Origin of the sequence: Parabacteroides sp. AF18-52 (assembly GCF_003479145.1) — a bacterium.
GTDB lineage: Bacteria > Bacteroidota > Bacteroidia > Bacteroidales > Tannerellaceae > Parabacteroides > Parabacteroides faecis.
In genome coordinates this window covers 607,703-631,574 of sequence record NZ_QUGR01000002.1, presented here as the reverse complement: position 1 = coordinate 631,574, position 23,872 = coordinate 607,703, and the positions used below count along the sequence as shown (strand labels likewise).

17 protein-coding genes and 2 riboswitches are annotated in these 23,872 nt (G+C 45.4%); of the genes, 3 read left to right on the top strand and 14 right to left on the bottom strand.

What is annotated here, in order from left to right; all coding sequences use genetic code 11:
- Positions 1 to 63: 63 nt before the first annotated feature.
- The 10 genes from DWX23_RS06065 to DWX23_RS06020 form a co-directional block, all read right to left on the bottom strand.
- Positions 64 to 921 carry a F0F1 ATP synthase subunit gamma gene (locus tag DWX23_RS06065; RefSeq protein ID WP_122373802.1) on the bottom strand — a complete coding sequence of 286 codons (858 nt, stop codon included), beginning with the start codon at positions 919 to 921 and terminating at the stop codon, positions 64 to 66.
- Between the two features lie 73 nt (positions 922 to 994).
- Positions 995 to 2,575 carry a F0F1 ATP synthase subunit alpha gene (atpA, locus tag DWX23_RS06060; protein ID WP_122373801.1) on the bottom strand — a complete coding sequence of 527 codons (1,581 nt, stop codon included), beginning with the start codon at positions 2,573 to 2,575 and terminating at the stop codon, positions 995 to 997.
- A gap of 12 nt (positions 2,576 to 2,587) precedes the next feature.
- Positions 2,588 to 3,130, bottom strand: coding sequence for a F0F1 ATP synthase subunit delta (locus DWX23_RS06055; RefSeq protein ID WP_122354312.1), 543 nt, complete (start codon positions 3,128 to 3,130; stop codon positions 2,588 to 2,590).
- 3 nt (positions 3,131 to 3,133) lie between these two features.
- On the bottom strand, positions 3,134 to 3,634 hold the full coding sequence (atpF, locus tag DWX23_RS06050; protein WP_122373800.1) for a F0F1 ATP synthase subunit B: 501 nt from the start codon (positions 3,632 to 3,634) through the stop codon (positions 3,134 to 3,136).
- 14 nt (positions 3,635 to 3,648) lie between these two features.
- Positions 3,649 to 3,906 (bottom strand): ATP synthase F0 subunit C, encoded by a 258-nt coding sequence (gene atpE / locus DWX23_RS06045; protein ID WP_122354310.1) that lies wholly within the window; start codon positions 3,904 to 3,906, stop codon positions 3,649 to 3,651.
- Between the two features lie 52 nt (positions 3,907 to 3,958).
- Entirely contained in the window at positions 3,959 to 5,017 is a 1,059-nt protein-coding gene (gene atpB, locus DWX23_RS06040; protein WP_122373799.1) for a F0F1 ATP synthase subunit A, read from the bottom strand.
- Positions 4,995 to 5,426 (bottom strand): hypothetical protein, encoded by a 432-nt coding sequence (locus DWX23_RS06035; RefSeq protein ID WP_122354308.1) that lies wholly within the window; start codon positions 5,424 to 5,426, stop codon positions 4,995 to 4,997. Before DWX23_RS06035 ends, atpB begins: the two co-directional genes overlap by 23 nt.
- Positions 5,427 to 5,438: 12 nt before the next feature.
- Positions 5,439 to 5,678, bottom strand: a complete 240-nt coding sequence (locus DWX23_RS06030; RefSeq protein WP_122354307.1) for a F0F1 ATP synthase subunit epsilon — start codon at positions 5,676 to 5,678, stop codon at positions 5,439 to 5,441.
- Positions 5,679 to 5,684: 6 nt separating this feature from the next.
- Positions 5,685 to 7,202: a F0F1 ATP synthase subunit beta gene (gene atpD / locus DWX23_RS06025; protein WP_122354306.1), complete on the bottom strand. Its 1,518-nt coding sequence runs from the start codon at positions 7,200 to 7,202 to the stop codon at positions 5,685 to 5,687.
- Positions 7,203 to 7,573: 371 nt separating this feature from the next.
- A complete protein-coding gene (locus tag DWX23_RS06020; protein WP_122354305.1) occupies positions 7,574 to 8,908 on the bottom strand; it encodes a threonine/serine exporter ThrE family protein in 1,335 nt (444 codons plus the stop codon).
- A gap of 48 nt (positions 8,909 to 8,956) precedes the next feature.
- Positions 8,957 to 9,239: riboswitch (cobalamin riboswitch) on the bottom strand.
- A 113-nt stretch (positions 9,240 to 9,352) separates the two neighbouring features.
- Positions 9,353 to 9,549, top strand: a riboswitch (cobalamin riboswitch).
- A 32-nt stretch (positions 9,550 to 9,581) separates the two neighbouring features.
- Here DWX23_RS06020 and DWX23_RS06015 point away from each other — a divergent pair.
- The 3 genes from DWX23_RS06015 to DWX23_RS06005 are packed head-to-tail and all read left to right on the top strand — an operon-like array spanning position 9,582 to position 13,820.
- Positions 9,582 to 11,582: a TonB-dependent siderophore receptor gene (locus tag DWX23_RS06015; RefSeq protein WP_122373798.1), complete on the top strand. Its 2,001-nt coding sequence runs from the start codon at positions 9,582 to 9,584 to the stop codon at positions 11,580 to 11,582.
- 17 nt (positions 11,583 to 11,599) lie between these two features.
- On the top strand, positions 11,600 to 12,700 hold the full coding sequence (locus DWX23_RS06010) for a YncE family protein (protein ID WP_122373797.1): 1,101 nt from the start codon (positions 11,600 to 11,602) through the stop codon (positions 12,698 to 12,700).
- Between the two features lies 1 nt (position 12,701).
- Positions 12,702 to 13,820, top strand: coding sequence for an ABC transporter substrate-binding protein (locus DWX23_RS06005; RefSeq protein ID WP_122373796.1), 1,119 nt, complete (start codon positions 12,702 to 12,704; stop codon positions 13,818 to 13,820).
- 912 nt (positions 13,821 to 14,732) lie between these two features.
- Here the strand turns inward: DWX23_RS06005 and DWX23_RS05995 are convergent.
- The 4 genes from DWX23_RS05995 to DWX23_RS05980 form a co-directional block, all read right to left on the bottom strand.
- Positions 14,733 to 16,109 (bottom strand): NAD(P)/FAD-dependent oxidoreductase, encoded by a 1,377-nt coding sequence (locus tag DWX23_RS05995; protein WP_122354301.1) that lies wholly within the window; start codon positions 16,107 to 16,109, stop codon positions 14,733 to 14,735.
- A 203-nt stretch (positions 16,110 to 16,312) separates the two neighbouring features.
- Complete coding sequence (locus DWX23_RS05990) at positions 16,313 to 18,382, bottom strand: transcriptional regulator (RefSeq protein WP_122373794.1); 2,070 nt, start codon at positions 18,380 to 18,382, stop codon at positions 16,313 to 16,315.
- A gap of 86 nt (positions 18,383 to 18,468) precedes the next feature.
- Positions 18,469 to 21,687 (bottom strand): carbamoyl-phosphate synthase (glutamine-hydrolyzing) large subunit, encoded by a 3,219-nt coding sequence (gene carB, locus DWX23_RS05985; protein WP_122373793.1) that lies wholly within the window; start codon positions 21,685 to 21,687, stop codon positions 18,469 to 18,471.
- A 294-nt stretch (positions 21,688 to 21,981) separates the two neighbouring features.
- Positions 21,982 to 23,802: an O-antigen ligase family protein gene (locus DWX23_RS05980; RefSeq protein WP_122373792.1), complete on the bottom strand. Its 1,821-nt coding sequence runs from the start codon at positions 23,800 to 23,802 to the stop codon at positions 21,982 to 21,984.
- Positions 23,803 to 23,872 lie beyond the last annotated feature (70 nt).

Genomic DNA, 23,872 nt, shown 5'->3' with positions numbered 1-23,872 from the left:
ATTTTAAAGCCGGAAGCCCCGCCGAAGTGATTCGCCGGGGCTTCAATCATTATAAGTAGAAGATTATTGACCACTCCCGCCCATAATATCCAGCAATTCGTTTGTGATTGCCTGCTGGCGGGTTTTATTGTATTGCAATGTCAGTTCCTGGATCAGGTCGTTGGCATTGTCGTTGGCCGTCTGCATGGCGAGCATGCGGGCGGCATGTTCAGCCGTGACGGTGTCGAGCAAAGTCGTGTAGATATGCAGGTGGAGAACTTTGGGCAACAGCAAAGCCAGTAGTTGCTCTGCCGACGGTTCCAGGATATAATTCAGCGATTCCTTTGCCGGGTCTGTCTCCGGTAAGGTGACCGGCAGGAACGTTTTTTCAGTCAGCACCTGCTCCGCCATATTCTTGAAATGATGGTAAAGCAGTTCTACCCGGTCTGCTTGCCCGGTAGTATATAAGTCCATCAATGCCGTAGCCAGCCGTGCCGCATCTTCGTAAACCGGTTTGTCACCGATTGTCAGGAAGCTGTCGTCTGTTTGGTAACCTGCTTTATGCAGCTCGTCCGCAATTTTCTTTCCGACCGGATAAATGTGTACGGCGATACCGTCCGCCTCATATTGGTGGAGTCGGGCAGACAGCTCCTTCCATACGTTGGCGTTGAAAACACCGCATAATCCGGTATTGGATGAAAAAGCGACAATAGCGACCTGTTTCACCTTACGCACTGCTGTATAAGGTGAATTCAAATCATTCTCGGCAGACAAGGTCCCGCTCAGTATGGCGCTCAGCTTGTTCTCGTATACGAGCAAATGTTCGATAATCGTCTGCGTATGATGCAGCTTGGCAGAAGAAACCATCTTCATGGCTGAAGTGATCTTCTGCGTATTCCGGATCGACGCAAGGCGAACTTTTATTTCTTTCAGTGATGACATAGTTTTTAAGTTGACAGTTGACAGTTGACAGTTGACAGTTGGTGGTTGATAGTTGACAATTAACTGTCAATTGTCACTTGTCAACTGTCAACTGTTTTGCCGTTTCTTCCAGGATATTACGGACTTCATCGTTTATCACACCGGATTTCAATACATCCAGTACGTCCTTCTGATGATTGGTGATCAACGTCTGAAGGAATGCCTTCTCAAATTCGTGTACTTTATTCAACGGAACTTCCTTCAACAAGCCTTGTGTACCGCAGTACAGGATTGCTATTTGCTGTTCCACGGGCATCGGGTTGTATTGGGGCTGTATCAGCAGTTGTGTATTCTTTTGTCCTTTATCGATCGTGAAGGCCGTAACCGCATCCATCTCGCCGCCGAATTTAGTGAACGATTCCAACTCGCGGAATTGCGCCTGATCGATCTTCAGTGTACCGGCCACCTTTTTCATCGCTTTCAACTGGGCGTTACCACCTACACGGGAAACGGAAATACCCACATTGATAGCCGGGCGGTTACCCTGGTTGAACAGGTCTGTTTCGAGGAATATCTGTCCGTCGGTGATAGAGATCACGTTCGTCGGGATATAGGCGGAAACGTCGCCGGCCTGTGTCTCGATGATCGGTAGGGCAGTCAGGGAGCCGCCACCTTTCACAAGATCTTTCATGCTTTCCGGCAGGTCATTCATTTCGCTTGCCACTTCCTGCTGGTTGATGATCTTGGCTGCACGTTCCAGCAAACGGGAGTGCAGATAGAAAATATCACCCGGATAGGCTTCACGTCCGGAAGGACGGCGAAGAATCAGAGAGACTTCACGGTAAGCTACTGCCTGTTTGGACAAGTCGTCGTAAACGACCAGTGCATGGCGTCCGCTGTCGCGGAAGAACTCGCCGATAGCCGCTCCGGCGAAAGGAGCGAAGTACTGCATGGCAGCCGGGTCGGAAGCCGTAGCGCTGACCACGATCGTGTAGTCCATCGCTCCTTTTTCCTGTAATGTATTGACCAGGGAAGCCACGGTCGAACCTTTCTGTCCGATCGCAACGTATATACAATAAACCGGCTTGCCGGCTTCGTAATTGCTGCGCTGGTTGATGATCGCGTCGATGGCGATGGAGGTCTTTCCCGTCTGGCGGTCGCCGATGATCAACTCACGTTGTCCGCGTCCGATAGGGATCATGGCATCGACTGCCTTGATTCCGGTCTGCAACGGTTCGTTTACCGGCTGGCGGAAAATCACGCCCGGTGCTTTCCGTTCCAGAGGCATCTGGTATTTTTTACCGGTAATCTCCCCTTTCCCGTCGATCGGGTTTCCCAGCGGGTCGATTACACGTCCGATCATATTTTCGTTCACGTTGATGGATGCGATACGACGAGTACGTTTTACGGTATCGCCTTCTTTCACCTGGTCGGTCGGGCCGAGCAGTACGGCACCCACATTGTCTTCTTCCAGGTTCATGACGATAGCCTCCATACCGTTGTCGAACTGTAGCAATTCGTTGGCCTCGGCATTATCCAGTCCGTAGATACGCGCCACACCGTCGCTCACCTGGAGTACGGTACCTACCTCCTCCAGCTGGATACTGGTTTGAATACCTTCCAGCTGCTGGCGTAATATGGCGGAAACTTCACTTACTTTTATCTGGTCTGTCATACGTTTTACTTTTTAATTTTTTTCGATTAGCTGATTCCTGATCTCCCGGAGTTGCCGGGCATAGCTGGCATCTATCCGGTAGTTACCGATACGTAGCACGAAACCTCCGATCAGTTCCGGCCTCGTCACTCCCATGAACTCGATGGTATTGCCGGTTTCCTTTTTCAGCCGTTCCTTCAAATGTTCCTGCGTAGCTTCGTCTACCGGAACGGGAGTTTTGAATAATACCCGGGTAATCTTTTTATCCTTCCGGTACATATGGATATAAATGTATGCCATAAGCGGTAGCAAGCTCTCTCTTTTGCGCTGAAGTACCAGGCGGATAAAGCGGATAAACAGTTCGCAGACTTCCAGTCCGGCAGCCGTTTTGAGCAACTTCACTTTTTCCTCTTCCGGAAAGATCGGGTTATCCAGTACGGCTTTCAATCCCGGCTCCTGCTCGAAACTGACGGCCAGCATCTTCATATCATCATATACCCGGGTTTCCTGCTGCTTGTCTTTTGCCAGTGAAAAGAGTGCTTTGACGTACCGGGAAGAGATTGTACCTACATCCATATATTATGATTTACTAAACGAAACATTGTCGAGCAGCCCGTTGATGATCTTTTCCTGTTTATCCGTGCGGCTGATCTCCTCTTTCATTACTTTCTCTGCAATGGCAACGGACAGGTCGGCTATCTCGGTGCGGACTTCGCGGATCGCTTTGTCTTTTTCCTCCCGGATGCGCCGGGTAGCCTCTTCCAGTTGCATATGCGCTTCAGCCGAAGCCTTTTGCCGGGCTTCGCTGATAATCTGTTCTTTTTCGACCAGGGCTTCTTTCAGAATCGTATTCTGCTGCTCTCTTGCCTGGGCAAGAATCTTTTCTCCTTCGGCCTGGATGCCGGCAAGCTGTTCGTTTGCCTGGCGAGCCGATTCAAGGGAACGATCGATGTATTCTTTCCGTTGTTCCACGGCCTTGATAATGACCGGAAAGCCATACTTGGAAAGAATGACAAAGACGATTCCGAAAGAAAGGATCATCCAGAATAAAAGCCCTGCGTCTGGTGTGAGCAATGACATAGTTCGCTTTTATTTTATTGGAACAATCCTAAGAAACATACTACGATCGCAAACAGGGCGACACCTTCCACCAACGCACCCATGATAAGCATGGATGTACGGATATCACCGGCTGCCGACGGCTGGCGGCTGATTCCTTCAACTGCTCCTTTTCCAATCAGTCCGATACCGATACCTGCGCCGATAGCGGCTAATCCTGCACCTACGGTTGCTCCAAGTTTTGCGATGCCCATACCGGCTGTTGCTGCTTGTAATAAAATTGCTGATAACATAGTTTCAATCTTTTAAATGAATTAGTAACCTTGTTTTTAATAATATGTTTGTTTATTCCCGTACCTTGGCCAGTCCGATATAGTTGGCGGACAGTAAGGTGAATATATAGGCTTGCAAGCATGCCACCAACAGTTCGAGGCAGTTCATGAACACGGTGAACAATACGGAAACGACTGTCATCGTGCCGTTGATAGCTGTCCCCATCGAGGCGGTGATAAATATCAGGCAAGTCAGTGCCAGAATGATCGTATGCCCTGCCATGATATTGGCAAACAGACGGATCATCAGGGCAAACGGCTTTGTGAATACGCCGAAAAATTCCACGAAGGGCATGATCGGCAAAGGCAGTTTCAGGAAGATAGGGGCATTCGGCCAGAATATCTCTTTCCAGTACGCCTTGGTAGCAAACAAGTTTACTGCCAGGAAGGTACAAACTGCCAGTACGGCGGTGATCGTAATATTACCTGTGATGTTGGCACCTCCGGGGAATACCGGAATGATACCGATCAGGTTATTGATCAGGATAAAGAAGAACACCGTCAGCAGATATGAGGAGAAAGGCTTGTATTCCTTACCGATCCCTTCCTTCACCACTCCTTCGTGGATGAACATGACCGCCATCTCCATCAATCCCGTAAATCCGCCCGGAGCTTCATTCGGATGCTTCTTATACCATCGGGCTGTCCTGAGGACGATGAAAAGCAGTATCCCGCAACTGAGCAACAGGCCGCAGACGTTTTTGGTCAGCGACAGGTCCAGCGGTTTGACTTCTTCTCCTTTGCTGTTTTTCTCCACTACCTTCCCCGCATGATCGCCTTCTTCTGCAATATAGTAGTTGTGATGCACATTCCCATGATGCAGATGCGAGGAGAGGAACAGGTCCCATCCGCGCTCTTCACTTTTCAGCAGGATGGGAAGGGGTATGGATATTTCCTTTCCGTTCCATTCCGTGATATGCCAGGTATAAGCGTCCTTGATGTGAGAAAAAACGATATCCTGCACATCCACCTCACCCGGTTTGCTTTCAGCGGCAGCACTTGCCGGAAAGCTGATCCACGCCAGTAACAAGAAGGTAAACCATAACAGGCTATTGTTTTTTATTCTGCTCATCTTTTTCTTTCTTTTCACTTTTCATTCTCTTTTTCTCAAACAGATACAATGTATATGTTTCCAGCACAAGATAAATGAAATAGAACAACATCATCGTAAAGCCAAAGGCTTTCAGGTTTTGTCCGACCAATCTGGCATATAACCAGAGGAAAACCAAAGCGAGCGTGAACTTGCATAGCCGGACTACCATATAAGTAACCACCGTGACATCTCCGTGTTTCCGTTTTACATGATCCAGAAAAAAGATCATCAACATACTGCTTAACCAATAGAATACCGGTATTGACGGATACCACTCATAATAGTGCGAAGGCCAGATGGTGTATAACAGCCCCCCCAGAGAGACGCCGATAACTACATTAATAAAGGTAGTCAAGCCCATTAGCTTCATTCTTAATCTACCGCTCATGATCGTATTTTTTTATTCGATGCATACGGACAGGATATCGTCTTTTATCTCGACAAATCCGCTCTGTATATTTATTTCCTGTTGTTCTTCTTTCCCATTTGCCTGGTACCGGATCGCCCCTGCTTCGAGGGCAGCTATCATCGGAGCGTGATGAGGCAGCACGTCGAACGAGCCTGCCGTACCCGGAAAGGATACATAATTCGTTTCTCCTTTGAATAAAATGCCGTCGGGGGATATGATTTCCAGTTCCATGCTTTATTAATTTGCTTGTTCTGCCAGTTTCTTTCCTTTTTCAATCACATCTTCAATCGTTCCTACATTCAGGAAGGCCTGTTCAGGGATATCGTCTGTCTCTCCGTCCATGATCATATTGAATCCGCGGATCGTATCTTCGATAGAGACCATTACACCCGGTACGCCGGTGAATTGTTCTGCCACGGCGAAAGGCTGCGACAGGAAGCGTTGTACGCGGCGGGCGCGGTTAACCGTCTGGCGGTCCTCGTCCGAAAGTTCCTCCATACCCAGGATTGAGATGATGTCCTGCAATTCCTTGTTACGCTGGAGGATCTGTTTTACACGCTGGGCTGTTTCGTAATGTTCCTTGCCGACAACCAGCGGGTCGAGGATACGGGAAGTCGATTCCAACGGGTCGACAGCCGGATAGATACCGAGCTCCGTGATCTTACGGCTCAACACGGTGGTTGCATCTAGGTGTGTAAAGGTGGTTGCCGGAGCCGGGTCTGTCAAGTCGTCGGCGGGCACATACACTGCTTGTACGGATGTGATGGAACCTTTCTTTGTCGAAGTGATGCGTTCCTGCATAGCACCCATTTCTGTTGCCAGGGTCGGTTGATAACCTACGGCAGACGGCATACGTCCCAACAGGGCGGATACTTCCGAACCGGCTTGCGTGAAACGGAAGATATTATCGATAAAGAACAGGATATCGCGTGTCTCGCCCTCCGGAGCCAGGTCGCGGAACGATTCGGCTATTGTTAAACCGGATAGGGCCACCGAAGAACGTGCTCCCGGGGGTTCGTTCATCTGCCCGAAAACCAGGGTAGCCTGCGATTTCGCCAGTTCTTCATGGTCTATCTTCGACAGGTCCCAATGACCGGCTTCCATACTTTCTTTAAATTCCTTACCATAACGGATCACGTTCGACTGGATCATCTCCCGCAGCAGGTCGTTACCTTCACGGGTACGTTCACCTACACCGGCGAAAACAGAGAATCCGTTGTTCTTTTTGGCAATGTTATTGATCAGTTCCATGATAAGAACTGTCTTACCTACGCCGGCACCACCGAAAAGTCCGATTTTACCACCCTTGGAATAAGGTTCCAGCAGATCGATCACTTTAATACCTGTGTAAAGGACGTCTTTACTGGTTGTTAAATCCTCAAACTTCGGTGGTTCACGATGGATGGGAAGAGCTCCTTTACGATCCAGTTCTTCCATCCCGTCGATCGAATCACCGGTCACATTCATCAAACGCCCTTTTACCTGGTCGCCAACAGGCATGGTAATGGGCGAACCGCATGATACGGCTTTCATTCCTCGCTGCAGTCCGTCCGTCGTGTCCATAGCCACTGTACGGACTGTGTTTTCCCCAATATGCTGCTGTACTTCAACAATCAGCACTTTTCCATTGGGGCGGGTTATCTCCATTGCATCGTGGATGCGTGGTAACACGATTTTCTCTTCTTTTTCATTATCGAAGTGAATATCCACTACCGGACCGATAACCTGCGAAACATAACCTTTTGTTTCTCCCATACAATTCTTTTTCTCCTCGTCTAATTATTTTTCAACGCTGCAATATTACGAAAACAACCCGCCGGAAACCCGAAGATATTACTTTTTTGGCTTTTTTGCACTTAGTTAAACTTTAAACTAATTTGTGTTGTGTTTTGAAATGAACCAACCATTTTGAAATATGGAACAATTCGGAGCGGTAAAGGCCCTTCCTATTTGTCAATAATGGGTTATTTTAGGGCTGAATGCAAAGTGAAGGGGAAATCGTTGTAGTGTTTCCCTTTGTTAAAAAAACAGTTTATTATAATCGTTTCTATATTAATATATGTAAGAGGCTACCTCAAAATTGTATGGGGTAGCCTCTTATTTTTTATATTAGGAATAATAAATTTTTACCATTCAAGGAATTTTCCACGTTGCCGGCGTTTCTCCAATTCTTCTTGTAGATGTCGCTGCCGGTCCTTGGCTATATATTGACGGGCAAAGATATTAGGAACAGCAACACCTAGCGATATACAGAGAATGATAAGAGCGGAATTGATACCGTTGAAGAAAGCGTTCGTTACCTCACCGATCACTCCATGCAGATTGATAAATGCCAATAAAGAGCGGTACATCAGGACACCCGGGATCATGGGGATAACTGACGGGATCGTTAATACGTGATTAGGCACATGAAACCAGTGGACTGCTTTCACTGCGAGTACGCTGACAACGAAACTACCCATAAACGAACCGATCACAGGACCGTAACCCAGTTCGAAGTTTACGAAGTTGCGGGTACATACGGCAATGATACCTCCAACGGCAACAACCCATAACAGACGGCGCTGGATATTGAAGATCATAGAGAATCCGATAGCCGCGATAGCTGCAGCGATTGCATACACATAATACGGATCATGCGGAACCATACTTAACTCACTGAACTTATGGTCGATCGCAACGTCGTTCATGACAAGTATGCGCAATGCGAATGCAATACCGAACGTCATCGCAACTACCATCATAGCCGTGTTGGCGGCACGTGTCATCCCGACGAGCAGATGGTTATCGAGCATATCGTCCACGAAGTTGATCAAAGGTACTCCCGGTACAATGAACAGGGCACAGGCGAGTAGCGGATGATAAGGCGTCTCGGACAATCCCGAGAAGGAAGAAAGATACGCAGTGCAGGTCGCGGCAAAAGCGGCGAGTGCTATACTCATATATACATTTAATCCGGCTTCTATGCATCGGGCACGTATCCTGAAACCGATAAATGCGCAAATGGAAGCAAACAGAAAGGCGATCCAGTCGGAACCGAACAATTTACAGAAGCCGCCACAGGCGAATCCAGCACCGATAGCTACGATATAAGGTGTATAATTCCGGGGCTTTTTGGCTATCTTTTCCAATTCCTCTTCATATTTGTCCAATGAATAGTCCTCTTCGATAGCACACCATGAAAGATCGCTGATCTGCGAGATCGCAGTCATGTTGATACCATGTTTCTCACATTTCTGGAATTTGGAAAACGAGTTTCTTTCATCACTTACATTGACCATGATCATGGTCCACCGGATATCGATGTGTAATTTCTCTTCCGGAATACCCATAAATGCTGCTACTCGTTTCATGTTCCGTTCAATACGGTTGGTATCGGCAGCACTTTCCATCAATAATTTGCCTGTACGCAGCAAAAGGTCCAGTTTACGTCGTAATAACAATACTTCCTTGTCTGTCATCTTTTTGTTTAATTCTAAAATGTTACATCCTTATCCTAACCCACGAGGATATGAGTCTCAACGAACGGCAGGTCTTCTGACTGACTCCTATCCTAAAAGCCTTCCCGACGGAATAGTTGACAGTTGACATGTGACAGTTGACAGATAAAATACGGACAGAAAAACTGTCATTTGTCAACTTTCCACTGTCAACTGAATCGTCAGTGGCAAAAGTAGTATTAGGCTGTTAACGGAGCTTCACAGCAGCGGGACTGTCCGGGATTTACACCCGGTTCCCTTTTAATCCGTATTCCCGAACGGGAGCTACGAAACCAATTCGGGCGCAAAGGTACTGATTTTTTCATTATGTTCATCTGTTCCCATTTATTTGTGTATTCAGATTGGTAATATTTGAAAGTGACCGGTCTGGTAGTTGAGATTACCGATATATTTCGTACTTTTGTCATCGGATTATGGTGTAACGGTTTAGTTTTCGCTATCTGTTAGTAAAAGGGAATCCGGTGCAAGTCCGGAACTGTACCCGTAGCTGTAAGTTCTGTAACCCCGGCAATCTTGTTGCCACTGGGAATTTATGATTCCTGGGAAGGCGGCCGGTCATGGGAGAACAAGTCAGAAAACCTGCCATTATTTTATATGCGATACCTCGGGTATAGGTGTTGATAGACCTGGATATATGCGAATATTATATGTTAAAATGATTGTATGCCTGGCAGGCATATTTTTGTGCGTACCTACTATGTACGCACAGACAATTGATACGACAGCTTATCACCAGCTTTCCGGTGTTGAGGTGGTGGAAAAGGCACGTCCTTCCACAACCCGTGAAGCAACTCCCCTGCAAATAATGGACCGTTCCGGAATTGAACGCCTGGGAATACAGGATCTTTCGGAAGCGGTGAAGCGTTTCTCCGGTGCAACAGTGAAGGATTACGGTGGGATAGGGGGATTGAAGACGGTTTCCGTGCGTAGCCTGGGTGCACAGCATACGGCTGTCAGCTACGATGGGGTAACGATCACGGATGCCCAGAGCGGACAGGTGGATATCAGCCGCTTTTCACTGGACAATGTGGAGATGGTTTCACTTTCGATCGGGCAATCGGATGATATTTTCCAGACGGCGCGGATGTATGCATCGGCAGGGGCGTTGAGTGTGAAGACACGTAGACCTGTATTTGATGGAAAACCGATGAATCTTCAGGCGAAAGTGAAAGGAGGTTCTTTTGGTTTGTTCAACCCGATGGTTCGTTATGAACAGAAGATAAGTAACCGCTTTTCCGCTTCTTTGCATGCCGACTGGCTAAGTGCAAAAGGGGAATACCCTTTTACTTTGGTAAACGGAAATGTTGTAACCGAAGAAAAAAGGAAGAACAGCGATATTCAGGCACTTCGTCTGGAAGGAAATCTGTATGGCGATCTGGGTAAGGCGGGAACATTGACCGGTAAGGTTTATTATTACGATTCAGAACGCGGACTCCCCGGTTCGGTGATATTGTATAGCAACAGTAACCGGGAACGCTTGTGGAACAATAATTTCTTTACCCAGTTGCAGTATTCCAACAAACTAACGGACAATTTATCTTTGCAGGCACATGCCAAGTATAATTACTCTTTCAGCAAGTACCGTGATGTAAGTAATAAATACTCAGGAGGTAAGCAAGAAGATTTGAATACCCAGGAAGAGTATTACGGTTCGGTAGGCGTACTTTATTCACCCTGGAAGAACTTCTCGACTTCTCTTACGACTGATTTAGCCCATAATATGCTGGATAATAACTTTATGAATGCACCGCAACCCAAGCGTTTGACTTCACTGTCAGTGTTATCCGCCCAATATAAGAACTCTATGTTTACAGCAACAGCCGGTTTGCTGGGTACTTATATGACCGACAAAGTAAAGGCTGGCGATAAACCGGCCGACCGTAAACGTTTGTCTCCTGCGGTTAGCGTATCGTTGAGGCCTTTTCCCGATAATGCCTTTCGTGTACGTGCCTCTTACAAAGATATTTTCCGTGTCCCGACTTTCACTGATCTATATTATCTCCGTATGGGAAATACGAACCTGCAGCCGGAAAAGGCTACACAATATAATCTGGGGCTGACCTGGAGCGGAGAAGCAGGGAATCTCTTTCGTTATCTGAGTCTTTCGGCCGATGGTTATTATAATAAGGTGAAGGACAAGATTGTTGCTATTCCGACGATGTATATATGGAAGATGATGAATATGGGAGAAGTCGATATCAAAGGTTTGGATGTGAATTTCTCATCTGAAACCTCTCTGCCGGCAAAGATGACCTTACTCCTCTCTGCCACATATAGTTTTCAGAAAGCAATCGATATAACTGATCCTGATGCAAAAAATTACAAGGATCAGATACCATATACTCCGAAACATTCGGGAAATGCATCGTTGACCTTGGAGAATCCGTGGGTCAACGTCTCTTATAGCTTGACTGCGGCGGGTGACAGATATGCTTTGCCTCAAAACATAGAAAGCAACCTTATTGCCGGATATGTAGAACAGGGAATATCCCTTAACCGTGAGTTTGTGGTAAAAAAATGTAAGTTGCGTTTGCAGGGAGAAGTGATTAACCTGGGTGACAAAACATATGATATTATTCAATACTATCCAATGCCGGGTCGCTCTTGGCGTTTGAGTGTGAGTATAGTTTATTAATGATAAATAAATAAGTGATGAAAAAGAAAAATTTGCTGTATGTATCTGCACTTTGTGCTTGTATGTCTTTCTCCTTTATTGGTTGTAGTGATGATGATGATAAACAGGAAATCCCATCTCTTCCGGAACAGATTTCTTTGAATGGAGTCTATGTGTTGAATAGTGGAAACAAAGGGAATAATAACTCTTCGTTGTCATTTTATGATTTCGAGACCAAAAAGGTAGAAGCGGATATCTTTAAGAAAGTCAATGGACGCGGATTGGGAGATACAGCCAACGATATCCTGGTTTATGGCTCAAAGGCTTACATAGCTGTCACTAATTCTAATACAATAGAGGTGACAGACTTACAGGGAAAGTCTTTGAAACAAATTGTTTCCGATGGCGATCCGCTACAGCCACGTTTCTTTACTTGTTATAATGGAAAAGTGTATGTGTCATTGTATGAAGGCTATGTAGCTCGTTTGGATACAACTTCACTCTCAATTGAAAGTAAGGTAAAAGTAGGACGTAATCCCGAACAGATGGCTATAGCTAATAATAAATTGTATGTAGCAAACTCTGGTGGTGCGGATTTTAATACATCTGTAGGATATGATAAAACAGTCTCTGTCGTCGATCTTCCTACGTTTAAAGAAAAGACTAAAATAGAAGTTGTTACTAATCCGGTGAATATGCTGGCTGATAGTCAGGGTGACGTTTATTTGGTTTCTATGGGTAACTACGGGGATATACCTAATACATTTCAGAGAATTGATTCTAAAACAGATGAAGTGACAACAATTACGGAAACGAATGCAACGGAATTTGCAGCTGTAGGCGATAAACTTTATATCATTTATTCACAGTATGATGCTAACTGGAATCAGACTATTTCTTATCTCTGTTATGATGCAATAAACGAAAAGGTAATCAGTACTAATTTTATTACGGATGGAACGGATATTAAAAAGCCTTATAAAATAGGTGCTGATACCCCGTCAAACTATATTTTTGTGACTGAGTCTGATTATGCTACAAATGGTGATGTGTACACATTTAACCCGGCTGGTAAGTTACAGTTTAAATTTGAAGCAGGTCTGAATCCAATGAAAGTGATTTCGGCTGGTAATAAATAATATGAAGTTTTTTATATCCACCCTCTTTTTACTTTGCTTCACACTTAGTTGCAGTGTGAAGCAAAGTTCTTCTGAAGATCAGTCGTTTTCTTCTGATACTATCCGTTATGCCCGTGGTTTTGCCATACAGCATTTCACTGATTATACATCGGTAGAAGTCCGCGACCCTTGGGATAGTACTCGTATCTTGCAACGTTATCTGTTGGTGGATCGTGGTGCGTCGATGCCCGGTGATTTGCCTAAAGGGACGGTTGTACGGACACCTGTGAAGAATATCGTGGTTTATACCTCCGTTCATGCGGCTATTATCGATCAGCTCGATGAGGTGGATAAGATAATAGGTGTTTGTGAACCCCGTTATATGGATACTCCTGCTATTCAGGATGGTTTACGTGCCGGGAAAATAGCCGATCTGGGAGAGGCTACAGCGCCGAATATAGAAAAGATCATCGATATAGGGGCGGAGATTATTATCGCTTCCCCTTTTCAGAATGCAGGATATGGACCTGCCGAGAAACTGGGTATTCCTATCATTGAGGCTGCCGATTATATGGAGTCGTTGCCTTTGGGGCGTACCGAATGGATACGTTTCTATGGATTGCTATTCGGTAAGGAAGCGATGGCCGATTCAATCTTCCGGGAAACGGAAGACCGGTATCTGAAGTTGAAGGAGCTGGCAAAGACAGTCGCTAATCGCCCGACCGTTATCTCAGAGAAGAAATTCGGCTCTTCCTGGTACATGCCGGCGGGAGACAGCTACATTGCCCATCTGTATACCGATGCCGGTGCCGATTATATATTTAAAGATCTTCCCGGAGCAGGTAGTACACCTCTGTCTTTCGAAACCGTGCTCGATAAAGCCATCCATGCCGATATATGGCTGATCAAATATAATCAGGCAAATGATATGACATACAAAGACCTGCGTACCGAGTATACTCCCTACGAGAACTTTGATGCCTTTAAGAATCGTCGGATCTATACCTGTAATACAGGTGTTGTTCCTTACTATGAGGAGTTCCCGATCCATCCGGACTATCTGTTGAAAGATCTGGTGTGGGTATTCCATCCCGAACTATTGCCCGGTTATACGCCGCGTTATTACCGAAAGATGGAATAACGCAATTCTTCCTAAAAGTTTTTCGGATTTATTCGTTATTTGCAATAATAACTTGTAATATCCTGTTTCTTAGAATATAACGCCATTGCAAATACCCCTTTTGTTTGCAATGGCGTTTGTTATTTGTTATATACACAAAGTTTTCAAAAAGTATCTGCCATCTGTCACTTGATGGTGTAATATTCATGTTATCAAGTAATAAAGTGTTGCAGATGCTTCTTTTTATCTGCAACCTTATCTGTCATCTGTCACCTGCTTCATTGTGGAAAACTATGTGTAAGTAGGTAGGCAACTGCCTGTTAATACGGGAGATACTAGCACAAAAGTCCTGACCTATTAAAGCTACCCCGTACAGGGTAGCCTGATAGAGTGTACAGGTTGGTTTTATACGATGTACAGGGTAATTTGTCAGGGTGTACAAGGTGGGAATAATATCTCAGATCTTAGCATTTAGTTCCTCCCGTCTTAATACATAAAAGCTGCTAGAGGGGCTTCTACTATCTCCTTGTTGGTATTACAATTTCTTACTTTTAGAAAGATTTGAGCTATTCAGCTATAAACCATCAGTCATCAATAGGGCTGGTATAGTTACAGGTCCATTTGCCGTCGGTTTTAACCGACGGATAAGTAAATGCTCTATCTCTTTGGACTTTAGTCCCATTTAAAGAGTCTCTCTATGTAAAGAGAAATGTGGCTGAAGCCAATAAAGAGAAGCAACTTGTAAACCGTCAGTTAAAACTGACGGCAAATAAACCTGTAATGGCTAAGTCACTTTGATTAAGGGATAGCTCATTATTGATAATAATTGAATCTATTGCCAGCAAAATAACAAAATCCCCGGCCTCAAGGACTGAGCCGGGGATTTTCTGTAGTTTGGCATTTGAATTATAGGGAGTTGTTATTTTTGGTCCGTTACGCGTAACCATTCAGCATTCCGTAGAAATACATCGGTTTTAACATGTAAACTTTCAGTAACCAGGCCGCCCATTGTTCTTTTGATGTGTCCAGCATGCTGAACGGGAACGAGGTCTCCGGTTTTTTATCATAATTGAACTCGCACAAAAGTACGTGTCCATAGTCTGTAACGATCGGACAGGCAGCGTATCCGTCATATTTCTCAACGGGTTCTTTGCCTTCCATCAGCGAGATCAGGTTTTTAGCAGCTACCGGCACTTGTTTACGTACAGCGGCAGATGTCTTACTGGTCGGTATACCCGCCACATCTCCTAAGGAAACGATGTTCGGATATGTCTTGTGCACCAGTGTCGTTTTATCAACCATCACCCAAGCATCGGCAGCCAATTTGCCTTCTGTCCATCCCAGTCCGGCTTCGCGAACAAAATCCGGAGCCGACATAGGCGGTGTGAAGTGCAGGAAATCGTAATCTTCTATGAAAGGAGTGATCACTTTTTCTTCTCCGACTGTTTCCACCTTTTCAAAATGTACTTGTTTGGCTGACGTATCGACACCTTTTACACGTACGTTGAGATTGATGGGAATATTACGTTCCTTATAAATCTCCAGTAAGCGGGGAGTATAAAAAGGAATATCATACAGCTCTTTCGCTGCCGTGAAGTAATCCAGTTTCATGTTATCCCGTGTACCCCGTTTGCGATTGTAATCGTCTGTCAGCAAACAAATCTTTTTCGGTGCTCCTCCGCATTTATGCTTCGTGTAAGTATCCGTATAGATACCGCGTCCGCCTGTTTTGGAGAATTCCTGAAACGCTTTCCAGGTTTTTTGCGCACCTTCGAAATCATATATACTATGAGCGTTGCCCACTCCTAAAGTATCGTGTGTAATACCTTCGACTTTTTCCCAGTTCGTTTGTACTCCCGGGGTCAATACCAAAAAGTCGTATGGTACTTTTCCGTTATTTTTAGTTGTTACCTGGTTCATCACCGGATCGACCGCAGCAACAGAATCTTTGATCCATTTTACTCCGCTTGGAATACAATCCTCTTGTTTCTTCCATACATCGTCCGGTTGATAAACTCCGGAAGCGATTAAAGTGAAACCCGGTTGGTAGAACTGTCGGTCGCTCGGGTCGATTAATGTAATATCCGGATTATCCAGCCAGTGCATCAAACGTGCTGCCATGCTGATTCCGGCAGCCCCTCCGCCGATAACGACGATTTTTCCTTTCGCATTGCTTGAGAATGCGTGAACTTGTTGTGTACCCGCAGCAGTTATAACGCCTGCTGCTGTTAATATTTTGAGAAAATGACGACGACTGATACCGTGCCTTTCCAACTCTTCCAGCTGCTCTTCCACATCGTGTTTCATCATGTCTATAGAAATTAAGATTTAAATGCACTGGCAAAGGAAATACATTTGGAAATATTTTGGCGAAAAAGTACTACTACACTACTTGCGCAAATGTTTGGAGTAAGGGAAATGACTACATCAACGCTTTCTCATAGCTACTATAAGGTTGTTTAGTAGTCTGTAATTTAGTTGTTTAGGTAAATACTAAATATAGAATAATATTTTTAGTAATTCATAAGGAAGTCTATCAGATTGGTGTCTCCATCCAGTGACAGACGCTTTCTTAACCGGTAGCGTCGCAATTCTATTGCACGTACGGATACATTTAGCAGGGATGCGATTTCTTTTGTAGATAAATTCATACGAAGCAAGCAGCAGATACGCAGGTCTCCGGTCGTTATATCATCATATTGCTGGCGTAAGCGGTCGATGAAATTACGATGTGCACTGTTGAAATGTGTCTCGAATAAAACCCAGTCCGCCTGATCGTTCAGTGACTCTTCCATCAGGCTTTTCATTCGGGCATAAAGTTTGTTGGGATAGCGGTCGCCCAATATCTCTTTCTGATGCTCCAGCTCATCCAACAGCTTTTGTACAGCCTGGTTTCGTTTTACCAAAGCGGAAGTCTGTAAAGACAGTTCATTGTTCTTATTCTGTAATTGAGCTTCCAGCATCTTGCTTTTCATCTCCTGTATTTTCTGCTCTTCTGCCTGCCGTTTGGCATCCAGCTTACTCTTTTCTTCCCTTTGCAGGTTTTTCAGGTGATAACTGAGCGTATATTTAGCGATCAGGGCTGTGGCAATGATGTAGATCAGCCATGCCCAGATCGTATTATACCAGGGAGGACGTACTGTGATCGGAATAGCGATCTCCGGGTACGGACCTTTTACCACGTATTTACGTATCTTAAGCTGATATTTGCCTTCCGGAAGTTGCAGGAAAGAGATCTCTCCCCCCTTTTGCCAGGGTGACCAGGTGGAAGAAACACCTTCTATCATATAGCTGATCTGGTGGTTCGGGGTAAAAATCGTACTGCCTACATATACAGTAAGCTCCTGAAAGTTATGTGGAAGCGTGATTTTCTCGGAGTTTACAGGCAGGTTATGATCGCCGTTTTTATCGATATACTTTATTTCCGATATCTTTAAAGGAGTCGAAGAACCGAGGCTGCCCTCTATCAGTTCGCGTATGTTTACCAACAAGACGCCTTGCATGGCAGAGATCAGATGAAGCGAATCGTTTAAAGGATATATCTTACGATCCCTGTTGACCAGGTTCATATTATAGTTGCTGAGCAACAGGCGGCATTTTAAAGTTCCTTTTCCTCCGTCATTGTGGAATAGAGCCGCTTCATTTTTTGTGCACAGCCAATACAGGTTATCGCCGATCGGATAGATCTCTTCCGCATGGGCAAATTCGCCCAATGATTCGGGATCATTGAATACATTCTTGACTTGTAGCGAATCGAAAGCTCTGTTTTGCGGGAGGTTATGGAATGTTTCTTTCCTTATATCGACCGGTTCGAAGTTGTCTCCGGCTTCCAGTGTCCTTTTGAAATATCCTACGTTGGTCTGTATATACAGCGTGTCGTTGAACAGTGTCGCATTCTTTAACTTTCCTATCTGACTCCGTTTCCCCAGTTGGATCAGTGGAGATGAGAACGATATTTGCGAGATCCCGTTGTCGAAAGCGATCCATATTTGTTCCGCATCCTGGATGCAGATGGCCCGTATGATATTGTCGGGCAGTGACTGGTCATGGGTGGACAGATGGCGCAGGATCGTTCCCTCCGGGCTTGTGATATACAATCCGTTATTAGTCGTTCCGATAAAATACAGATCGCCGATCGTCGTGAAGACGGAGGGCTGGGCATGCAGTATCTCGTCGGGAAGAACGAACGGGATAGGGGCGGGAGGTTCTTTGAATTTGACTTCGGCAGGTATTTTAGTCAGTTTATGATAGCGCATCACTCCCAGATGATCGCGTGTCCATCCTCCGAAAGAATTTTCGCTGATGGTATAGATCGTGTCGTTCAGGAAGGTGACGCCGTTTATGATGGCATTGTCCGGTGTCTTATAATGTTTCCAGGTGTTTCCGTCGAATGTAAGCAAGCCTGAGTTATTCGCTACATAAAGTACGCCGTCAGACGCGACCGATAAACCCCAGTTCTGGCAACTGGCTTTATAATCATCTACAGTAAAGTTTTTAACGAAAAGATTAGGGACGGCTACCGATGCATGCGCGACGAAGAATGTCAGCATGAATGTCAGGAACAATAACGGTAGTCTGTACATAGGCACGAATTAAAATTAAACATGTAGAGACAAGGTAAAACCCTGTCTCTACAGTATTGTTGCCACAAATATAATAAAATATTTGCTTATTTGTAATCCTGCCAGTCTTTGATCTGGATATCTTTTACATCCATTGTGCAGAATGCTTCGATAAATGCACTAGCCAGACGAGCGTTGGTGATCAATGGGATATTATGATCGATCGCTGCACGGCGGATCTTGTAACCGTTGGTCAGCTCGCGTTTGCTATGATCTTTCGGGATGTTGACAACCAGTTCGAATACATGGTTGCTGAACATATCCATGATATTCAGGTCGCCCTGTTCATCCGGCCAGCATACGGCTGTAGCTTCAATTCCGTTTTCATTCAGGAATTTAGCGGTTCCGGCTGTACCGTAGATCTTATAACCCTTGTCATTCAGTAAACGGCAGGGCTCCAGCAAATCGACTTTGCTTTTGGCTGCACCTGAAGAAACCAGGACATTCTTTTTCGGAATATTATTACCTACAGCGATCATGGCAGAAAGCAAAGCTTCGTTGAAATCGTCGCCGATACAACCTACTTCACCGGTAGAGCTCATATCCACACCCAGTACAGGGTCAGCTTTGTGCAGACGGGCGAATGAGAACTGAGACGCTTTTACACCGATCCAGTCGATGTCGAAAGCACTCTTATCCGGTTTTGTATAAGGAGCATCCAGCATGATGCGTGTTGCCGTTTCGATGAAGTTGCGTTTCAGCACTTTTGAAACGAACGGGAAGCTACGTGAAGCACGCAGGTTACATTCGATAACTTTCACGTCGTTGTTCTTTGCCAGGAACTGGATATTGAACGGTCCGCTGATGTTCAGCTCTTTAGCAATCATCTTGCTGACCTTCTTGATACGGCGTGCCGTTTCGAAGTAAATTTTCTGAGCCGGGAATACCAGTGTAGCGTCACCGGAGTGAACTCCGGCAAACTCGATATGTTCGGAGATTGCATATTCTACCACTTCACCGTTCATGGCTACTGCGTCAAACTCGATTTCTTTTGCTCCCTGCAGGAACTCGGATACGACAACCGGGTATTCTTTGGATACTTTTGCAGCCAGATCCAGGAATTCGATCATCTGTTCTTTGTTGTGACAAACATTCATGGCAGCACCGGAAAGTACATAGGAAGGACGGATCAGGATAGGGAATCCTACCTTTTCGATGAAACCGTCGATCTCTTCCATACTCGTCAATTCTGCCCATGCCGGCTGGTCGATATTCAGTGTATCGAGCATGGCTGAGAATTTATGGCGGTTTTCAGCACGGTCGATCGACAGCGGAGAAGTACCCAGTACCGGAACATTCTGGCGATACAGTTTCATTGCCAGGTTGTTCGGGATCTGGCCACCTACGGATACGATCACACCCTTCGGCATTTCCAGGTCCATCACATCGAGTACACGTTCGAAAGAAAGTTCGTCGAAGTACAGACGGTCGCACATATCGTAGTCGGTAGAAACCGTTTCCGGGTTGTAGTTGATCATGATCGACTTGTAACCCAGTTTACGTGCAGTCTGTGCTGCATTTACCGAACACCAGTCGAACTCTACGGAAGAACCGATGCGGTAAGCACCCGATCCCAGGATCACTACGCTCTTGTCGTTCTTGTAGTAAGGGATATCATGTTCGCTACCGTCGTATGTCATATACAAGTAGTTAGTCAGTTCCGGATGTTCGGAAGCGATCGTGTTGATACGTTTTACGCTCGGCAGGATACCCATTTTCTTACGCAGGTTACGTACACGGATATTTTCTTTCTCCATATTGCCTTTCGGCTCTTCCACATAGCGGGCGATCTGGAAGTCAGAGAAACCTAAACGTTTTGCTTCTTTCAGAACATCTTCGGGCAGATCTTCGATCTTATTATATTGAGATAATACTTTCGTATAGTCTACGATATTCTTCAGTTTTTCGAGGAACCACGGAGTGATCTTTGACAGTTCGTGGATGCGTTCTACCGTATAGCCTTCTTCCAGAGCTTTTGCGACAGCGAAGATACGCAGGTCGGTCGGGTTAGCCAATGCATCGTCCAGGTTGTCGAATTCCACGTCGTTGTTTCCAACGAAACCGTGCATACCCTGTCCGATCATACGCAGACCTTTCTGCATGATCTCTTCGAAGCTCTTACCGATCGACATGATCTCGCCGACAGATTTCATGCTTGAACCGATCAGGCGGCTTACACCGACAAATTTAGTCAAGTCCCAACGCGGGATCTTCACGATCATATAGTCAACTTCCGGAGCTTTATAGGCTGAGTTCGGAGTTCCCATTTCACCGATTTCATCCAGGCTGTAACCCAGTGCCAGTTTGGCTGCCACAAAAGCCAGAGGATAACCGCTAGCTTTGGATGCCAGTGCGGAAGAACGGCTCAGACGGGCATTTACTTCGATCACGCGGTAATCGCAAGTATCAGAATTGAATGCATATTGGATGTTACATTCGCCTACGATACCCAGGTGGCGGATTGTCTTGGTCGACAATTCTTTCAGCAGGTCCAGTTCTTTGTCTGTCAATGAACAGGTAGGAGCAACCACGATACTTTCACCGGTATGTACGCCCAGCGGGTCTACATTTTCCATGCTTACAACGGTGAAGCAATGATCGTTTTTATCGCGGATTACCTCGAATTCAATTTCTTTCCAGCCTTTCAGCGATTCTTCCACCAGGATCTGTGTAGAGTAAGCGAAAGCACTTTCTGCCAGAGTACGCAGTTCTGCTTCGTCTTTGCAGATACCGCTACCCATACCGCCCAGCGCATAAGCGGAACGGATCATTACCGGGAAACCGATCTTGTAGGCAGCTTTTACTGCATCGTCCATCGTTTCCACAGCCTGGCTTACCGGAGTTTTTACGTCGATTTCATTTAATTTCTTTACAAACAGGTCGCGGTCTTCTGTGTACATGATCGCTTCAACAGAAGTACCCAGTACCTTTACGCCATATTTGGCAAGTGTGCCGCTGGTGTATAACTGAGTTCCGCAGTTCAGGGCAGTCTGGCCACCAAAAGCCAGCAGGATTCCGTCCGGTTGTTCTTTTTTGATCACTTCTTCAACAAAATACGGTGTGATAGGCAGGAAATAAACCTTGTCTGCTACCCCTTCCGATGTTTGAATAGTTGCAATGTTCGGATTCAGCAATACGGTACTGATACCTTCTTCTTTCAGTGCCTTTAATGCTTGTGAACCGGAGTAGTCAAACTCGCCGGCCTGTCCGATCTTCAGGGCACCCGAGCCCAGAACAATCACCTTTTTGATTCCAATCTTCGACATAGTAATTGGGTTGTTTTGTTTATTAATTTGATTTTATAGAATATTATACCTTTAATAATCGCCGTTTCGGGACACAAAAAAAATGCGTTAGTAAAAATAACCAACGCATCCTATATAAACAAATTATAATCCCGTAAATTAAAGAAATGAGCTTCAATGTCCGGCGTTGAACCGGAGATAAACATCGGATTACACTTTTGTACCTTATTTGTCATGAAACTCTTCCTCACAAAATTTCGGCAAAGATAGGGGTTATAATTTTAATGTGCAATAAAAATGAAGGGAATCGTGGCTTTAAAATGACTGCTCCCGAAGAAGCTGATAGACTTCCTCTTTCATTTGTATGGTTGTTTTACTGTTCACTACCGGTTTTTTCGTCAATACGGAGTGGGCCGCCAGCCGTAATTTCTCCGGATGATAGTAATTGGTTTCTGCATACAACTTAGTCAATCTGTAATAAGTCTCGATTTGTTCCGGGAGGATATGCAGGCATTGCAACAGATACTTCTCCGCCTGTTTGTACAGGCCGAGTTGCTGGTGGCTTTCTGCCAGGATATAATAGAATTCAGGATTGGCACTCAACCGGATTGCCCGGCGGCTCCAAACGATGGCATCCGAATATTGTCTGCACTGCAGAAAACACCTGGCCCCTTCATGCAGGAATTCTATCTTATGCGAAAGATGTGGATAGAGACATATATATCCTTGTGCGGCTATTTTTTGTTCGTCTTTTTGTCCCAGTGTCCGTAAAGTTTTCCACTCTTTGTATGGTTCATAGTAACTTCGCTGTCCGAAGAACAGGATACAGGCGACTAATGCGGCAAAAGCTCCGATATGTGGACAGTTTTTCGGTGAAGACTTTTGTATGCTCTCCGGTCGTGTGACGCACATCGCCGAGAAAAAGATGAGTAATATCCAGAACGACGGTAATTGTAACGGATAAGAATACATGGAGAAGAGCGATAAAGCAAGGATCGCACCGGTAGCCCCGACTTGTTTGTTCTTTAATCCGTAATAAAGGCAGAACCCTATCCACAGGGCAAAAAGAAGCAACCCGGCGACTCCGAATTCAAGCCCCATCTGTAGATAGTCGTTATAGGCGAATTTGGGACAGCCGGCTGCTGCGAGTTCTGTATCCGATGCTTTTCCCGATGCAAAATAATCAGCTTGTGTCTGGGCAAATAATGCCGGGAAGCCTCCCATGCCAGTCCCTGTAACGGGTTGGTTCAGGATCGCCTTGGTGGTTACGTTCCACATCAGCATCCGGTTGGCGGATTGGTCGGGATGAAAGATTCCACCCAGAGTAGGGAGTAATGAAATGATCAGAAACAGGATGACACAGCTGAAGATCACGCTCTTATTATGCCTGATCACTCTCTTTTTCAATAATTCCCATCCCGATTTTCTAAGGAAGAAAACCCAGCAGCAGGAAGCTCCGGCTGCCAGCCATGCCGGTCGGCTCATTCCCCCCGGAAGGGCTATCATAATAATCGCTATGGCAAAGACCGCCAGATAGAAAACCATGGTTCTGGCCTCCCACCAGGCCATCTTGTCACAATTGCGGAATCGTAGAGCCAGGTTCAGGCAAACAGGTAAAATGATCGCCAGATATCCGGAGAAAGGAGTCGGGTTGAAAAGAAGTCCGTCCGCCCTGAGAAGCGGATGAGCCGTAGAAGGAGAGCCGTATAAATGTCCCATTCCCCAGATCGCTTCAAATATGCCTGTACATATAAGTATAGACATAAAAAAAAGCCTTAGTTCGGAATGAGTTTGTAGAACGGCCCGTAACATAAACCATAGAGTGCCTATTTGACCGGCAAAAAGGAGTCTTTCGGGTTGAGGGTCAAGTTCACGGTCATAGGTGAACAGGATAAGTACAATAAACAGTAATAAAAGCCCATCGGGTAATGAAAAAGTAAAGTTGCTTTTTTTCACTGTGGCTTCCATAAATAAAACACTGAATGCTAGTAATAAAATAGAGAAATGAAACCAGAATATTTTTCCGGTGATGGTTCCTTCAGCGATTTCAGGATTGGCCGCAAACACGATGCACAAAAGTAACGCTCCGCTCGTAGAGAGGGATAATAGTCGTAGATACTTAAATAAAACTTTCATCTTTAATTTATTTTAGGGTGATATCGGACTCCACTTCTGTAAAATTTTAGAAGATGTTAATTAAAATGCA

Coding starts and splice junctions, on each gene's coding strand:
- DWX23_RS06065 (WP_122373802.1), bottom strand. CDS start 921: ATGTCATCACTGAAAGAAATAAAAGTTCGCCTTGCGTCGATCCGGAAT.
- atpA (WP_122373801.1), bottom strand. CDS start 2,575: ATGACAGACCAGATAAAAGTAAGTGAAGTTTCCGCCATATTACGCCAG.
- DWX23_RS06055 (WP_122354312.1), bottom strand. CDS start 3,130: ATGGATGTAGGTACAATCTCTTCCCGGTACGTCAAAGCACTCTTTTCA.
- atpF (WP_122373800.1), bottom strand. CDS start 3,634: ATGTCATTGCTCACACCAGACGCAGGGCTTTTATTCTGGATGATCCTT.
- atpE (WP_122354310.1), bottom strand. CDS start 3,906: ATGTTATCAGCAATTTTATTACAAGCAGCAACAGCCGGTATGGGCATC.
- atpB (WP_122373799.1), bottom strand. CDS start 5,017: ATGAGCAGAATAAAAAACAATAGCCTGTTATGGTTTACCTTCTTGTTA.
- DWX23_RS06035 (WP_122354308.1), bottom strand. CDS start 5,426: ATGAGCGGTAGATTAAGAATGAAGCTAATGGGCTTGACTACCTTTATT.
- DWX23_RS06030 (WP_122354307.1), bottom strand. CDS start 5,678: ATGGAACTGGAAATCATATCCCCCGACGGCATTTTATTCAAAGGAGAA.
- atpD (WP_122354306.1), bottom strand. CDS start 7,202: ATGGGAGAAACAAAAGGTTATGTTTCGCAGGTTATCGGTCCGGTAGTG.
- DWX23_RS06020 (WP_122354305.1), bottom strand. CDS start 8,908: ATGACAGACAAGGAAGTATTGTTATTACGACGTAAACTGGACCTTTTG.
- DWX23_RS06015 (WP_122373798.1), top strand. CDS start 9,582: ATGCGAATATTATATGTTAAAATGATTGTATGCCTGGCAGGCATATTT.
- DWX23_RS06010 (WP_122373797.1), top strand. CDS start 11,600: ATGAAAAAGAAAAATTTGCTGTATGTATCTGCACTTTGTGCTTGTATG.
- DWX23_RS06005 (WP_122373796.1), top strand. CDS start 12,702: ATGAAGTTTTTTATATCCACCCTCTTTTTACTTTGCTTCACACTTAGT.
- DWX23_RS05995 (WP_122354301.1), bottom strand. CDS start 16,109: ATGATGAAACACGATGTGGAAGAGCAGCTGGAAGAGTTGGAAAGGCAC.
- DWX23_RS05990 (WP_122373794.1), bottom strand. CDS start 18,382: ATGTACAGACTACCGTTATTGTTCCTGACATTCATGCTGACATTCTTC.
- carB (WP_122373793.1), bottom strand. CDS start 21,687: ATGTCGAAGATTGGAATCAAAAAGGTGATTGTTCTGGGCTCGGGTGCC.
- DWX23_RS05980 (WP_122373792.1), bottom strand. CDS start 23,802: ATGAAAGTTTTATTTAAGTATCTACGACTATTATCCCTCTCTACGAGC.